Source organism: Pseudomonas sp. NFACC37-1, assembly GCF_900101575.1.
Lineage (GTDB): Bacteria > Pseudomonadota > Gammaproteobacteria > Pseudomonadales > Pseudomonadaceae > Aquipseudomonas > Aquipseudomonas fluorescens_AA.
Map to the genome: position 1 here is coordinate 332916 of NZ_FMUZ01000003.1, position 15312 is coordinate 348227.

Genomic DNA, 15312 nt, shown 5'->3' on the forward strand with positions numbered 1-15312 from the left:
TGATACCTTGAAAAAAGGTATTTGTAGTTTAACTTGATAAAAGAACAAACATCATGCCTTCGATTACGGTTGAACCGTGCACCTTTGCCTTGTTCGGCGCGCTGGGCGATCTGGCCTTGCGCAAGCTCTTTCCTGCCCTGTACCAGCTCGATGGCGCCCAATTGTTGCACGAGGACACGCGGATCATTGCGCTGGCCCGTGAGCCCGGCGGTGAGCAGCAGCACCTGGCATTCATCGCCGCCGAGCTGCGCCGTTATGTCGGCGAAAAAGATCTGGACGAAGCCGTACTCGAGCGCTTCCTGGCACGTTTGACCTACCTGCACGTGGATTTCCTCAAGGCCGACGATTATGTCGCCCTGGCCGAAGCAGCCGGTTCGACCCAGCAGGTCATTGCCTATTTCGCCACCCCCGCGGCGGTGTATGGGGCGATCTGCGAGAACCTGGCGAAGGTCGGCTTGAGCGAGAACACCCGGGTCGTGTTGGAGAAACCCATTGGCTCGGACCTGGAGTCGTCGCGCAAGGTCAACGACGCCGTGGCGCAGTTCTTCCCGGAAAACCGCACCTATCGCATCGACCACTACCTGGGCAAAGAGACGGTACAGAACCTGATCGCATTGCGGTTCGCCAACAGCCTGTTCGAAACCCAGTGGAACCAGAACTACATTTCCCACGTGGAAATCACCGTGGCCGAGAAGGTCGGTATCGAAGGCCGCTGGGGCTATTTCGACAAGGCCGGCCAACTGCGGGACATGATCCAGAACCACCTGCTGCAGCTGCTGTGCCTGATCGCCATGGACCCACCGGCCGACTTGTCCGCCGACAGCATCCGTGACGAGAAGGTCAAGGTGCTCAAGGCCCTCGCGCCAATCAGCCCGGAAGGCTTGACTACCCAGGTGGTGCGCGGCCAGTACATCGCCGGCCACAGCGAGGGCAAGTCGGTGCCTGGCTACCTCGAAGAACCCAATTCCAACACCCAGAGCGACACCGAGACGTTCGTCGCCCTGCGCGCCGACATCCGCAACTGGCGTTGGGCCGGGGTGCCGTTTTACCTGCGTACCGGCAAGCGCATGCCGCAGAAGCTGTCGCAGATCGTCATCCACTTCAAGGAGCCGTCCCACTACATCTTTGCGCCCGAGCAGCGTTTGCAGATCAGCAACAAGCTGATCATCCGCCTGCAACCGGACGAAGGGATTTCCTTGCGGGTGATGACCAAGGAGCAGGGCCTGGACAAGGGCATGCAATTGCGCAGCGGTCCGCTGCAACTCAACTTCTCCGACACTTATCGCAGCGCACGGATTCCCGATGCCTACGAGCGGTTGTTGCTGGAAGTCATGAACGGCAATCAGAACCTGTTTGTCCGTAAAGATGAAATCGAAGCCGCGTGGACGTGGTGTGACCAGTTGATTGCCGGGTGGAAAAAATCTGGCGATGCGCCCAAGCCGTATGCGGCGGGGTCCTGGGGGCCGATGAGCTCCATTGCACTGATCACGCGGGATGGGAGGTCATGGTATGGCGATATCTGAAGTGAAACTGCCCCAGGGCGTGAGCGCTCATGAATTCAAGAACCCGGTGCTGCTGGCCGAAGGCCTGGCGCTGAACGTGGCCGAGCAGTTGCGCAATGCGATCAATGCCCGCGGCACGGCGACCCTGGTGGTGTCCGGTGGCCGCAGCCCGGTGGCGTTTTTCCAGCACTTGGCCAAGCAGGCGCTGGACTGGTCCAAGGTGGTGGTCAGCCTCGCCGATGAGCGCTGGGTGCCGGTTGAACACGCCGACAGCAACGCTGGCTTGCTCAAGCGTTATCTGTTGCAAGGCGCGGCAGCCAAGGCCCAGTTCCTGAGCCTCTACAGCGCCAGTGCCAACCTTGAAGCGGCGGCCGAGCAGGCCGATCGTTTGCTGGCCGAGCTGCCGCCCATCGACGTGCTGGTATTGGGCATGGGTGATGACGGGCACACCGCCTCGCTGTTCCCCGACAGCCCGAACCTGGCCCAAGCCCTGGACGCCAATGGCGCACGCCGCTGCTGGCCGATGCTGGCACCGACCGTGCCGCACCAGCGCTTGACCATGAGCCGCGCCTTGCTGGCTTCGGCGCAACACAAAGTGCTGTCGATTTCCGGTCAGTCGAAATTGACCACCCTGAACGCTGCGGTGGCAGGTGACGATGTCGCCGAAATGCCGATCCGTGCGTTTTTGCAACCTACGTTAGAGATTTACTGGTGCCCATGAACCAAGGATCAGCCGCTATGACAAACCCATCCCCGACCGTTTCCATGGCGGACAAAGTTGCCCTGATCGACAGTCTCTGCGCCAAGGCGCGGATCCTGCCGGTGATCACCATCGCCCGTGAACAGGACATCCTGCCGCTGGCCGATGCCCTGGCCGCTGGTGGCCTGACGGCGCTGGAAGTGACGTTGCGTTCCCAACACGGCCTCAAGGCCATCCAGGTGCTGCGCGAGCAGCGTCCGGAACTGGTGACCGGCGCCGGCACGGTGCTCGACCGCCACATGCTGGACGCCGCCGAGGCGGCCGGTTCGCAGTTCATCGTCACCCCCGGCATCACCCGTGACCTGCTCGAAGCCAGCGTCTACAGCTCCATCCCCTTGTTGCCGGGCATCAGCAATGCCTCGGGCATCATGGAAGGCTACAGCCTGGGCTATCGCCGCTTCAAACTGTTCCCGGCCGAAGTCAGTGGTGGCGTCGCGGCCATCAAGGCCTTGGGCGGCCCGTTCGGCGAAGTGAAATTCTGCCCGACCGGCGGCGTGAGCCCTGCCAACATCAAGAGCTACATGGCGTTGAAAAACGTGATGTGCGTGGGCGGAAGCTGGATGCTTGATCCGGAGTGGATCAAGAACGGCGACTGGGCCCGCATTCAGGAATGCACCGCCGAGGCCTTGGCGCTGCTGGACTGATTGTTTTACCGAACCTCGTTGGGTGTTCTACGGTTTTACGGTGCGCTTGGTCGGCGCGCCGTTTTTTTTGCCTGGGATTTGTCGCGACAAATGGGCCTGACATTTAAACCTGTAGCGAAGGGATTTAGCGAAACGTCGCACCGCCCCGCTGGGCTGCGCAGCAGACCCCAAAAAAACAGGGCCGCTTCGCGCCCCAACGGGGATAAATCCCCTCGCCACAACTATGTTCGGCTCAATTCCATCAGCGCCTGGACCAACCGCTGGATATCACCGGCCAGGGTGGTCAGTCCGGGGGTAATACGGATGCACGGCCCGACGCTGGTGTGGCGGACCACGGTGAAGATCCCATAGTCGTTGAGCAGTCGATCAGCCATCGCCTGCTGGTCCATCTGGGCGGTGAAGCGCATCGAGGTGATGCCGCAGTACAGGATCGGATCGTCCGGGGTCATGACCTCGATACCCGGTACATCACGCACGGCGTTCACCCACAGGTCCCGCAGGTACTTGAGTCGCGCGCCCTTGGCCGCAGCGCCACCCAGGGCATAGTGCTCCTCGAACACCAGGGGTAGGGTCAGCAAGGCCGGGATGTTGGGCGTGCTATGGGGTGTGCGCGAGCGGACGTCGGTGACGGGATAATGCCCTTCGTCCATGTCCGGGTCGATGTCGGCCAGCCGCTGCGGAGCAATGTATAAGAAACCCAGGGCCAGGGGCCCGCCGATCCACTTCTGCAGGTTGAACCCGGCGAAGTGAATGCCGAGTTTCTTGATGTCGAAATCGATCTGGCCCAAGGCATGGGCCCCATCGAGAATGATATCGACGTCAAACTCCTGGGCCGTCTCGGCAATAGCCTGGACCGGCATCACCAAGCCGGTGAGGTGGTTGACGTAGGTCAGCGCCATCAGCTTCACGCGAGGGTGCTCAATGAACGCTTTGCGATAGGTGCCCACCAGGCTTTCCAAACTGGCGGGGTGCTGGTGGACCAGTTCGATCACCTCTGCGCCACGCTGTCGGGCCAGCCAGCGCATTGCGCTTTTGACCGCCGCGTACTCCAGGTCACAGACCAGCACCTGATCCCCCGGCTTCAGCCTGTTGTAGTTGCGGATCAACGATTGCAGGGCATCCACTGCGCTGGTGGCCATCGCCACGGTTTGCGGTGCTACGTGGATCAGTTGCGCCACTTGTTGGCGAATCACTTCGTCCTGTCCTTGGTCGAAATGCTGGCGTACGTACACCGAATTGCTGCGGTTGATGAAGGCGATATTGCGCTGGTATTCCTCGACCACGGTTCGCGACATGCGACCGAAGTAGCCGTTTTCCAGATTGAGCGGCCCCTCGGTGTCGACCTCATAACGGCCGACATAGGTCTGCCAGAAGGCTTCATCGTGGGCACGCAGGGTATTTTCAGGCATGGACGGGGCTCAATCGGTTAGTGGCGAGGCTTGGGTTTGCCGTGCTTGGCGCGCAATGGGTCGAGCAGGTCCGACAGGCCGTTATGATCGATTTCCTGCATCAAGGCCAGCAAACCGCCGAGTTCACCGTGGGGGAAACCCTCGCGAGCGAACCAGTTGAGGTATTGACCCGGCAGGTCGGCAAGGATTCGGCCCTTGTACTTACCAAAGGGCATTTGACGTGTGACGAGCAACTCGAGCTTTTCCGGATTCATGGCAATCGTCTTGATTTCAAACCTGTCTCGAAAATACAGGCATTCTGCATGCAGGCCAAATGACAGATCATGCAAATAGCGCGGATACAGATTTCAGGATGTTTTTTAACTATTTGATTTTTAAGTGATTTTATTGAGGTTGGTGGCTGGCATGGCTGATGCAATATCCCTTGCAGGTTTTTTATTCACCAGCAAAGGAACTGAAAAATGACTGACATCAACAAAGAATCCATCTCCGTCTTGAACGACCTGATCGAGACCAGCAAGGATGGCCAGGAAGGGTTCAAGACCTGCGCTGAAGACATCAAGCATCCAGAACTCAAGACGCTGTTCGTGCAGCGCTCGGCTGATTGCGCCACCGCGGCAGCCGAGTTGCAAGCCGCCGTTCGTTCGCTGGGCGGTGATCCGGAAACGTCCACCAGCGTCGCTGGTGACCTGCACCGTCGTTGGGTAGACGTGAAATCGATGTTCACCGGCAAGGACGAAGAAGCGGTGCTCAACGAAGCCGAGCGAGGCGAGGACCATGCGCTCAAGGCTTACAAAGAGGCCATCGAGAAGATCAACAAGCACAACCTGGTGGGCATTCGTGACTTGGTTGAGCGTCAGTACCATGGCGTGCAACGAAACCATGACCAGGTCAAGGCTCTGCGTAACCAGGCGCGTGCCCAGAGTTAAATACGCAGCCAACGCCGAAAAAACGCCAGCCCGCCTGGCGTTTTTTTTTGTGTGATGTTAGTCAGATTGAAGGTGAGCACCGTTGTGGCGAGGGGATTTATCCCCGCTGGGCTGCGAAGCAGCCCCAAACCAGCTCACTCAGTACACCTGATACACCGAGAGGTGTCGGCTCTGGGGGGGGGCGCTACGCAGCCAGCGGGGGTAGATCCCCTCACCACAAAAGCGTTCGCTTCAGTGCCGTTGATGCTGCAATGATTCCCTTTAACTGAGCATCTGTCAGAAAGTGTGTGTTGTTAAATTCGCAGTAATCACCTCTGGACTCATATAGTTAGCTAGCTAATAATTGCGCCAGCTATTCACTCCGTATTGCATCTATCGTTATTGCGTCCCCCAAAGAGTTTTTCGCGTGCCCATTACTTTCCAGGCCTTGTTCGCCCCCGACCGCCTCGCTGTGCAGTTCGCCATCAAGACCGTGCTTGGCGCCGGGCTGGCGCTATGGCTGGCGTTGCGCTGGGGATTGGAGCAGCCGTCGTGGGCGCTGATGACGGCGATCATCGTCGCCCAGCCACTGTCCGGGATGGTGGTGCAGAAAGGGCTGGCACGATTGGTCGGCACGTTGGTGGGCACCGTCATGTCGGTGGTGTTCATGGGCCTGTTTGCCCAGGCGCCCTGGTTGTTCCTGCTGGCCTTGGCGCTCTGGCTGGGCCTGTGTACGGCCTGTTCGACGCTGCTGCGCAGTGCCTGGTCGTACTCATTCGTGTTGGCCGGCTACACGGTGGCGATCATTGCCCTGCCGGCCATTTCCCATCCGCTGGGGGTGTTTGACCAAGCGGTGGCGCGCTGCACCGAGATCAGCCTGGGCATCGTCTGTGCCACGGCGGCCAGTGCCTTGCTCTGGCCGTTGCGGGTCGAGCGGCAACTGGCCGGTCAGGCCCTGGCTGCCTGGCACAGTGGCATGCAGGCAGCCCGTGCGACCCTGGCGGGCGATGCCCAGGCCCGTAAAGGGTTGCTGGAAATTCTGGGCAGGATCGTCGCGGTGGACGCCCAGCGCGAACATGCCTGGTTCGAAGGCAGCCGTGGTCGACAGCGAGCCCGGGCCATCAGCGGCTTGAGCCAGAAATTGCTGATGCTGCTGCGCATCTCGCGCTCGGTGCGCCGGCAGTGGAAGCAGCTCGACCCCGAGGAAACCATGGCGCTCCAGCCGTGGATGAACGAGGTGCAGCAAGCCCTCGATGCCGACAGTGCGACCCTGCAAGCCTTGCGCCCCCGGGTATGGGATGCATCCCACGACCCACAGATCAGCGCGGCGCAGAGTTACTGCCTGGCGCGGTTCGCTTTGTTGCTCGATACCGCCCTGGCCGCCTGCGCAGCCTTGACGGCGGTGCAGGAGGGCAGGGAGGCGGCGGATCCACCCCGTACCTTGACGCCCCATCGTGACGTGTCCCTGGCCATGGTCTTCGGCGCGCGTAGCGCCCTGGCATTCCTGGCAGTGGCCTGTTTCTGGCTGGCGACCGCCTGGCCCGCCGCATCGGGTGCGCTGGTACTGACGTGCGTGGTGTGCAGCCTGTTCGCCAGTCGCGAAAACGGCGCGCAGATCGGCATGAGTTTTCTGCGGGGCATCTTTTTGGCCGTGCCGACGGCGTTCGTGATCGGCGAACTCGTGCTACCGCAATGGAGCAGTTTCGCGATGCTGTGCATGGCCATGGGCGTGCCGTTGTTTTTCGGGGCATTGGGCATGGCCAAGCCGCAGATCTTCGCCACGGCGACGTCGTTCTGCCTGCACTTCGTGGTGTTGATTTCACCGCTCAATGCCATGAAATACGACGTCGCGGCGTTCTTCAACAACGCCCAGGCCATGATGATCGGCGTGGGCGCGGCAGTGCTGGCCTTCAATCTGCTGATTTTGCGCAACCCGACCTGGCACAGCCGTCGTCTGCTGGCCGCGACCCTTCACGATCTGGTGCGCCTGACCCATCGCCGCCTGCCGGGGGCCGAGAGTTGGTTCGGCGGGCGCATGGCCGACCGGCTGTTGCAGCTCGCCAGGCATTACCCTGAACTGCCGGTGCAGTCGCGCAGCCGTTGGGATGATGGTTTGCTTGGCCTGGACATCGGCGATGAGCTGTTGCATTTGCGCCTGAGCCTGGCCGTCGCCCAAATGCCCGATACCCGGGCGCAGCGCCGTTATTTCGAAGCGCTGGAGCGGGTGCTCGAGCGTGGTCCGACCGGTGACCAGGCCGATGCGCTGGCCCCGGCGAGCGCTGCCTTCCTGAACGTGTTGTCGACCCAGGCGCCCAGCGATGCACTGAAGCTGGCCCAGGGTGCGGTGGTGCAATTGCAAAACAGCTGGCGCGCCTGGTGCAGCCAGCACGAACCAGAACGACGGGAGCACAGCCATGGGCTTGCGTGAATGGTCGATTGGCGGGGTGTTGCTCAGCCCGTTCCTGATTTATGTGGTGCTGGCGTTGCTGGTGACCGGCGCGCTGCGCCTGTTGCTCAGCCTGGTGCCGGCCGGGCGCTGGATCTGGCATGAAGCCTTGTTCGACTGCGCCCTGTATGTCTGTGTCCTGACTGTTATTACCGTGGTCCTCGGGCCGCTATAGGAGTTGAACATGCGTACTTCCGTACGTGTCGCCGTCACGCTGTGCATGGTGGCCGTGGCGATTTTCGCCGGCTTTCACCTGTGGCAGTACTACATGCTCACGCCTTGGACTCGCGATGCGCGGATCCGCGCCGATGTGGTGGTGATCGCACCCGACGTGTCGGGCTGGGTGCGCGAGCTCAAGGCTGTGGATAACCAGCAGGTCAAGGCCGGTGATCTATTGCTGAGCATCGACCGCGAGCGTTTCGAGGCGGCGGTGGAGAAGACCCGGGCCGTGGTCCAGACGCGCCAGCAGCAACTGAGCCTGCGCGAACATGAAGCCAGTCGCCGCGCCGCCCTGGGGCCCCAGGCCATCAGTGCCGAACTGCGGGAAAACGCCCAGATCAACGCCGGCATCGCCCGCGGCGAACTGCGCGAAGCCCAGGCCGAGGCCAAGGTCGCCGAGCTCAACCTGGCCCGCAGCCAAGTCCTGGCCCCCCGCAGCGGCCACATTACCAACCTGCGCCTGGCCGAAGGCAACTACGTGAATGCCGGACAGCCGGTCATGGCGCTGATCGACGATTCGACGTTCTATGTGCAGGCCTATTTCGAAGAAACCAAATTGCCCAGGATTCGTGTGGGCGATCCGGTCAAGATCTGGCTGATGAGTGCCGGCCATGCGCTGGAGGGACATGTCGAAAGCATCAGCCGCGGCATTACCGACCGCAACACCAACCCCGATGCGCAGTTGCTGGCGGAGGTGGAGCCGACCTTCAACTGGGTGCGCCTGGCCCAGCGGATCCCGGTGCGGATCAAGTTGGACAGGGTGCCGGAGGGCGTGAACCTGAGCGCCGGGATGACGGCGAGCGTGCAGGTGCGCGAAGACCAGCCATAATTTTGTGGCGAGGGGATTTATCCCCGTTGGGCTGCGCAGCAGCCCCTGTGCCCAGGCTGAAACACGGCAGGGATTTGAGGTATTGGGGCCGCTTCGCGCCCCAGCGGGGATAAATCCCCTCGCCACATGTCATTCACTTTAGATCGCGGTAATCAACCGACAGTGATCGCCGGCAACGTCGGCAAGGTCACGGTCTGCTGCTTGCGCGGGGCGAGGATTTCGGCTTCGCCGTCCACCACCAGCTCGTCGCGCTGGTTGAACACGCGGGTGGCGATGCGTACGCGAAACTTCGGCATCTTTTCCAGGATTTCCAGGCGCACGGTCAGGGTGTCGCCGATTTTCACCGGTTTCTGGAAGCTCATCTGCTGGCCGATATAGATCGTGCCCGGCCCAGGCAGCTCGCACGCCACCGCCGCGCTGATCAGCGCACCGCTGAACATGCCGTGGGCGATGCGCTCCTTGAACATGCTCGCCGCGGCAAATTCGGCGTCCAGGTGCACCGGGTTGTGATCGCCCGACATCGCCGCGAACAGCTGGATGTCGCGCTCCTCGACGGTCTTGCTGTAGCTGGCGGTCTGGCCGATTTCGAGGGCTTCGTAAGGGGTGTTGGTAACCTGGGTCATCTGTTTCAGATCCTGTGGAGTAAAGGAAAACGCTGCAAGCCTACTCGCTGCGTGGCGGCCGCTTGTGTTCCAGGGCCTGGGCAATCCAGGCCAGCACGTCGGCGGTCACTTCATCGCGGTTGGTTTCATTGAACAATTCGTGCCGGGCCTGCGGGTAAATCGTCAATTGCAGGTGCTGGCTGCCGGCGTCGCGCAGGGCGTCGGCCAGATCCTTCAGACGCTTGCCTTCGCTCACCGGATCACATTCGCCACCGATCACCAGCAAGGGCAGGCCCGGATCGATCTGGGCGAGATTGGACGCTTTGCTGATTTGCTGCAAGCCGCCGAGCAGGTCGACCCACAGTTGATTGGTGCAGCGAAAGCCGCACAGCGGGTCGTGGACGTACTTGTCGACTTCGGCCGGATCGCGACTGAGCCAGTCGAAAGGGGTACGCGTCGGCTTGAATTTCTTGTTGAAACTGCCGAACGACAACCACTCGATCAAGGCACTGCGCCCCGTCGCACCCTGGCGCCGGCGTTCGAAGCGGGCGATCAGGCGCGCGCTGCGGTAGAGCGCCACCGGCTGGAAGTTCGAACCGCTGAGAATCGCCCCGTGCAGGCTGGCGCTGTGATGCAGCAGGTAACCCTGGGCGATGTAGCTGCCCATGCTGTGGCCCAGCAGCAGGATGGGCGTATCCGGGTGCTGCTGGCCGATGTGATGGTTGAGGCTGGCCAAGTCGCCCACGACCTTGGCCCAGCCGTCTTCGTCGGCAAAGTGGCCGAGCATCGCTTCCTCGCCGGTCTTGCCATGGCCGCGCAGGTCCATCCCATAGACACCGTAGCCTTCGTCGCACAGCGCCTGGGCCAGGCGGGCGTAGCGGCCGCTGTGTTCGGCCATGCCATGGGCCAGCATGATCACCGCCAACGGCGCGGTTTCGGGCAGCCACTGGTTGACGAACAGGCGGCTATGGTCGGTCGCGGTCAGCCAGAACGTTTGGTGGATCATGGCGATTCCTTTGCACAAAGTCAGACGCAGCGTCGCTGCATTGTATAGCGCATCCGTTGCGTCTCGCCTGATCAGGCCACACCATGGCAAGAAGATTCACACAATCTATGACGCAGGTTGCCATATTTGCCTGATTGGCCATAGCTGCTAGTGTCCCAAGAGCTCCGCCTCTGCAAGCGATACAGACGCGGCCCGGACATGCTCAGGTAAAGAGGACAAAAACAATGCAGCCTGATTTCTGGAATGACAAACGCCCGGCCGGCGTGCCCCTGGATGTCGACCTGGGGACCTACAAGTCGGTGATCGAGGTGTTCGAGCGTTCCTGCAAGAAATTTGCCGATCGTCCGGCGTTCAGCAACATGGGGGTGACCCTCACCTATGCCGAGCTCGAGCGCTACAGCGCGGCCTTCGCCGGCTACCTGCAAGCCCATACCGACCTGGCGCCCGGCGATCGTATCGCGGTGCAGATGCCTAACGTCCTGCAATACCCGATCGCCGTGTTCGGTGCCTTGCGCGCCGGGCTGATCGTGGTCAACACCAACCCGCTGTATACCGCGCGGGAAATGCGTCATCAGTTCAAGGACTCCGGTGCCCGGGCGCTGGTGTACCTGAACATGTTCGGGCAGAAAGTCCAGGAGGTGTTGCCCGATACGGACCTGCAGTACCTGATCGAAGCGAAGATGGGCGACCTGATGCCCACCGCCAAGGGCTGGCTGGTCAACACGATGGTGAGCAAGGTCAAGAAAATGGTCCCGGCCTATTCGCTGCCCCAGGCCATTTCCTTCAAGAGCGCCTTGCGCCTGGGACGCGGACAGGGCATCAAGCCGCTGAACGTCAGCCTCGACGATATTGCGGTATTGCAATACACCGGCGGCACCACCGGTTTGGCGAAGGGCGCGATGCTGACCCACGGCAACCTGGTGGCCAACATGCAACAGGCCCGGGCCTGTCTGGGACAGCTCGGCGATGACGGCCAGCCGCTGCTGCGCGAAGGCCAGGAGGTCATGATCGCGCCGCTGCCGCTGTACCATATCTATGCGTTCACGGCGAACTGCATGTGCATGATGGTGACCGGCAATCACAACGTGCTGATCACCAATCCACGGGACATCGGCGGCTTCATCAAGGAGCTGAAGAACTGGCGTTTCTCGTTGCTGCTGGGCCTCAACACACTGTTCGTGGCGTTGATGGACCATCCGGATTTCAAGACCCTGGATTTTTCCCACCTCAAGGTCACCAATTCCGGCGGCACCGCGTTGATCAAGGCCACCGCCGAACGTTGGCAGCAGATCACCGGTTGCGGCATTACCGAGGGCTATGGCCTGACCGAAACCTCACCGGTGGCGAGTGCCAATCCTTACGGTGGCAAGTCTCGGCTGGGCACGGTGGGGATGCCGGTGCCGGGTACCCTGATGAAAGTGATCAACGACGATGGCGTCGAGCAGCCTCTGGGCGAGCGCGGCGAGCTGTGCATCAAGGGGCCGCAGATCATGAAGGGTTATTGGAACAAGCCCGAGGCCACGGCCGAAGTGCTGGACAGCGAGGGCTGGTTCAAGTCTGGCGATATCGCGGTGATCGACCCGGACGGGTTCGTGCGCATCGTCGACCGCAAGAAAGACATGATCATCGTCTCGGGTTTCAATGTGTACCCCAACGAGATCGAAGACGTGGTGATGGCCCATCCCAAGGTGGCCAACTGTGCGGTGATCGGCGTGCCGGACGAGCGTTCGGGGGAGGCGGTGAAGTTGTTCGTGGTGGCGCGGGAAACCGGGGTCAGCCTTGAAGAACTCAAGGCTTATTGCAAGGAGAACTTCACCGGCTACAAGATTCCCAAGCACATCGTGTTGCGGGACTCATTGCCGATGACGCCGGTGGGCAAGATCCTGCGGCGCGAGTTACGGGATATCGCCTGAGGCGCCGGCCTCATGGAAACCCTGTGGGAGCGAGCTTGCTCGCGATAGCGGTAGGTCAGTGACAGAAATGTTGGCTGATACACCGTCATCGCGAGCAAGCTCGCTCCCACCGTTTTTTATGTATTCGGGGTGATTATCCAGGGCTTAGAATTTTTACTCTAAAAGTGACCATAAAATATTCATGAGTCATGTTTATGACTGTAGGGGTTGTTTTTGGCTCTAGGCGACCCTTGGCAAAGCTGCTACTCTCGGCGCGCTTTTGTGACTTCTCGGCCTTGATTCAAGCCAGATCACCAATAAACACACACCAATAATAATCGCATCAAATGCGGTGAGAATTCGCGTTGCTGAGGAGTGGGCTTCCATGATCGAAGACTTTTGGAAGGATAAGTACCCAGCTGGGATTGCTGCCGACATCAATCCAGACGAGTATCCGAATATTCAGGCGGTGTTGAAGCAGTCCTGCCAACGCTTTGCCAACAAGCCGGCATTCAGCAACCTCGGCAAGACGATCACCTACGGTGAGCTCTACGAGTTGTCCGGGGCGTTTGCCGCGTACCTGCAACAGCATACCGATTTACAGCCGGGCGATCGAATCGCCGTGCAGTTGCCCAACGTTCTCCAGTACCCGGTGGCCGTGTTCGGTGCGATCCGTGCCGGGCTGATCGTGGTCAACACCAACCCGTTGTACACCGCGCGGGAAATGGAACACCAGTTCAACGACTCCGGTGCCAAAGCGCTGGTGTGCCTGGCGAACATGGCGCACCTGGCCGAAACCGTGGTACCGAAGACGGGCGTCAAGCACGTTATCGTCACCGAAGTCGCCGACCTGCTGCCGCCGCTCAAGCGCCTGTTGATCAACAGCGTGATCAAGTACGTCAAGAAGATGGTCCCGGCTTATCACTTGCCCAAGGCCGTCAAGTTCAACGACGTGCTGAGCAAAGGCCACGGCCAGCCGGTGAACGAAGCCAACCCCACCAGCGACGATGTGGCCGTGCTGCAATACACCGGCGGCACCACCGGCGTGGCCAAGGGCGCGATGCTCAGCCACCGCAACCTGGTGGCGAACATGCTGCAGTGCAAGGCGCTGATGGGCTCCAACCTCAATGAAGGTTGTGAGGTGTTGATCACGCCACTGCCGCTGTACCACATCTATGCCTTCACCTTTCATTGCATGGCGATGATGCTGATCGGCAACCACAATATCCTGATCAGCAACCCGCGCGACCTCTCGGCGATGGTCAAGGAACTGTCGAAGTGGAAGTTCAGCGGTTTTGTCGGCCTCAATACGCTGTTCGTGGCCCTGTGCAACAACGAAGCCTTCCGCAAGCTGGACTTCTCGGCACTGAAAGTCACCCTGTCCGGTGGCATGGCCTTGCAACTGGCCGCGGCCGAGCGCTGGAAAGAGGTGACCGGTTGCCCGATCTGCGAAGGTTATGGCATGACCGAAACCAGCCCGGTGGCCACCGTCAACCCGATCCAGCACATTCAGATCGGCACCATCGGCATTCCCGTACCGTCGACCCTGTGCAAGGTGATCAATGACGCGGGCGTCGAGCAGCCATTGGGCGAAATCGGCGAGTTGTGCGTGAAAGGTCCGCAGGTGATGAAGGGCTACTGGCAGCGTCAGGAAGCCACCGACGAGATCCTCGACAGCGAAGGCTGGCTCAAGACCGGTGACATTGCGCTGATCCAGCCGGACGGCTACATGCGCATCGTTGATCGCAAGAAGGACATGATCCTGATCTCCGGTTTCAACGTGTACCCCAACGAACTGGAAGATGTGCTGGCAACCCTGCCGGGCGTGCTGCAATGCGCGGCCATCGGCGTACCGGACGAGAAGTCTGGCGAGGCGATCAAGATTTTCATCGTCGCACGGCCCGGTGTGACGTTGACCAAGGAACAGGTGATGGAACACATGCGTGCCAACGTCACCGGTTACAAGGTGCCCAAGGCCGTGGAATTCCGCGATGCCTTGCCGACCACCAACGTGGGCAAGATCCTGCGCCGCGAGTTGCGTGACGAAGAGCTCAGGAAGCTGGGGTTGAAGAAGTAAGACCGCTATAAAGAAAAAGGCCCCGCGAATGCGGGGCTTTTTGCATGGATTGTCCAGTTTGGCAAAAAAACTGTGGCGAGGGGATTTATCCCCGCTGGGTTGCGCAGCAACCCCCTGAGTTCTGCCTGACACATCGGCAGTAGCTGATGAATCGTGGGGGCTGCTTCGCAGCCCGGCGGGGATAAATCCCCTCGCCACAATCGGCTCCTTGCAAATTTTTCGGGTCCGGTTACAACCGGAACTGCGCAAAATCCAGGTTGGTGCCACCCGGCCGCATGTCTTGCAGGTAGGCGTCCTTGTCGGCGCTCAGTTCCAGGCTCAGGGCGGCCTTGCGTTTGCCCTGGTTGCGCACTTCCAGGCCTTCCATTTTTTCCCGCAGGAACACGGTCGGCACCTTCAAGTGCAGCAGCTCATCGGTGGCCGGCGTGTGCAGCAGCAGGTGGATCCATTCGTACTGACCGATGGCCAGGCGCGCCACCGGGATATCGAACCAGAAGATGTTGCGGTTGCGGTTCAGTTCGCTGAAATGGCAGTTGTTGACGCCCAGTACGGCGCCGCCCAGTTGCTGGTTCCTGCGGGCGATGGCCTGCTTTTTATCGAGTTTCATAACGTTCCTACGGGGTTGGAGCTTCAAGCCGCAGCCTGAATACGTGGGGCATTCTCGGGGGTTGACCGACAAACATAAAGTGCAACCTGCATTCGACGATGAAATGTGCCGCTGAAAAAAATGAAACTCCCCGCGAACGGCCCCGGTCAACCCTTATGTAATGACTTTTCGTACCGTTGTTCACAGGAGAGACATCATGGGTAGCACGAGCGATAAAGTGAAGGGCGTTGCCAACGAAGCCGTTGGCAACATCAAGCAAGGCGTCGGCAAGGCCACCGACAATGACCGCATGCGCGCCGAGGGCGTGGTCCAGGAGAAAAAAGGCGAGGCCCAACAAGCCGTGGGCAAGGCCAAGGATGCGGTCAAGAAAGGCGTCGACGAGGCATAACCTGCCTGTAGTAACGCGATTGG

Annotated in this window: 15 protein-coding genes; 10 read left to right on the forward strand and 5 right to left on the reverse strand. The window is 60.6% G+C overall.

Annotated elements, in window-relative coordinates:
* Positions 1–53: 53 nt before the first annotated feature.
* Genes zwf through BLP82_RS06025 form a run of 3 tightly spaced genes read left to right on the forward strand, consistent with a single transcriptional unit; the run spans position 54 to position 2906 of the window.
* Positions 54–1523, forward strand: a complete 1470-nt coding sequence (gene zwf / locus BLP82_RS06015) for a glucose-6-phosphate dehydrogenase (protein ID WP_060738865.1) — start codon at positions 54–56, stop codon at positions 1521–1523.
* On the forward strand, positions 1510–2223 hold the full coding sequence (gene pgl, locus BLP82_RS06020) for a 6-phosphogluconolactonase (protein ID WP_092166029.1): 714 nt from the start codon (positions 1510–1512) through the stop codon (positions 2221–2223). Before zwf ends, pgl begins: the two co-directional genes overlap by 14 nt.
* Before the next feature lie 17 nt (positions 2224–2240).
* Entirely contained in the window at positions 2241–2906 is a 666-nt protein-coding gene (locus tag BLP82_RS06025; protein ID WP_060738863.1) for a bifunctional 4-hydroxy-2-oxoglutarate aldolase/2-dehydro-3-deoxy-phosphogluconate aldolase, read from the forward strand.
* A gap of 221 nt (positions 2907–3127) precedes the next feature.
* Here BLP82_RS06025 and BLP82_RS06030 read toward each other — a convergent pair whose 3' ends face one another.
* On the reverse strand, positions 3128–4315 hold the full coding sequence (locus tag BLP82_RS06030; RefSeq protein ID WP_092166030.1) for an aminotransferase class V-fold PLP-dependent enzyme: 1188 nt from the start codon (positions 4313–4315) through the stop codon (positions 3128–3130).
* A 17-nt stretch (positions 4316–4332) separates the two neighbouring features.
* Positions 4333–4569: a DUF3820 family protein gene (locus BLP82_RS06035; protein ID WP_025212254.1), complete on the reverse strand. Its 237-nt coding sequence runs from the start codon at positions 4567–4569 to the stop codon at positions 4333–4335.
* Between the two features lie 207 nt (positions 4570–4776).
* On the opposite strand from BLP82_RS06035, the gene BLP82_RS06040 reads away from it, so the two are divergent.
* The 4 genes from BLP82_RS06040 to BLP82_RS06055 all read left to right on the forward strand — a co-directional run bounded on the left by BLP82_RS06040 (position 4777) and on the right by BLP82_RS06055 (position 8717).
* On the forward strand, positions 4777–5244 hold the full coding sequence (locus BLP82_RS06040; protein WP_060738860.1) for a ferritin-like domain-containing protein: 468 nt from the start codon (positions 4777–4779) through the stop codon (positions 5242–5244).
* Positions 5245–5650: 406 nt separating this feature from the next.
* Complete coding sequence (locus BLP82_RS06045; RefSeq protein WP_092166031.1) at positions 5651–7651, forward strand: FUSC family protein; 2001 nt, start codon at positions 5651–5653, stop codon at positions 7649–7651.
* Positions 7638–7844 (forward strand): DUF1656 domain-containing protein, encoded by a 207-nt coding sequence (locus BLP82_RS06050; RefSeq protein WP_003198565.1) that lies wholly within the window; start codon positions 7638–7640, stop codon positions 7842–7844. Before BLP82_RS06045 ends, BLP82_RS06050 begins: the two co-directional genes overlap by 14 nt.
* A gap of 9 nt (positions 7845–7853) precedes the next feature.
* Complete coding sequence (locus BLP82_RS06055) at positions 7854–8717, forward strand: efflux RND transporter periplasmic adaptor subunit (protein ID WP_092166032.1); 864 nt, start codon at positions 7854–7856, stop codon at positions 8715–8717.
* Between the two features lie 152 nt (positions 8718–8869).
* Here the strand turns inward: BLP82_RS06055 and BLP82_RS06060 are convergent, their stop codons facing one another.
* Complete coding sequence (locus tag BLP82_RS06060; RefSeq protein ID WP_092166033.1) at positions 8870–9340, reverse strand: MaoC family dehydratase; 471 nt, start codon at positions 9338–9340, stop codon at positions 8870–8872.
* Between the two features lie 40 nt (positions 9341–9380).
* A complete protein-coding gene (locus BLP82_RS06065) occupies positions 9381–10325 on the reverse strand; it encodes an alpha/beta hydrolase (RefSeq protein ID WP_092166034.1) in 945 nt (314 codons plus the stop codon).
* Between the two features lie 224 nt (positions 10326–10549).
* On the opposite strand from BLP82_RS06065, the gene fadD2 reads away from it, so the two are divergent.
* Together fadD2 and fadD1 are read left to right on the forward strand one after the other, a co-directional pair.
* A complete protein-coding gene (gene fadD2, locus BLP82_RS06070; RefSeq protein ID WP_092166035.1) occupies positions 10550–12238 on the forward strand; it encodes a long-chain-fatty-acid--CoA ligase FadD2 in 1689 nt (562 codons plus the stop codon).
* 364 nt (positions 12239–12602) lie between these two features.
* Complete coding sequence (gene fadD1 / locus BLP82_RS06075; protein ID WP_092166037.1) at positions 12603–14294, forward strand: long-chain-fatty-acid--CoA ligase FadD1; 1692 nt, start codon at positions 12603–12605, stop codon at positions 14292–14294.
* Between the two features lie 229 nt (positions 14295–14523).
* Here fadD1 and BLP82_RS06080 read toward each other — a convergent pair whose 3' ends face one another.
* Positions 14524–14901, reverse strand: coding sequence for a hypothetical protein (locus tag BLP82_RS06080; protein ID WP_092166039.1), 378 nt, complete (start codon positions 14899–14901; stop codon positions 14524–14526).
* Positions 14902–15097: 196 nt separating this feature from the next.
* On the opposite strand from BLP82_RS06080, the gene BLP82_RS06085 reads away from it, so the two are divergent.
* The gene (locus BLP82_RS06085; RefSeq protein WP_025212262.1) at positions 15098–15289 is read left to right on the forward strand and encodes a CsbD family protein; all 192 of its coding nucleotides are present in this window, start codon (positions 15098–15100) and stop codon (positions 15287–15289) included.
* Positions 15290–15312: the final 23 nt, after the last annotated feature.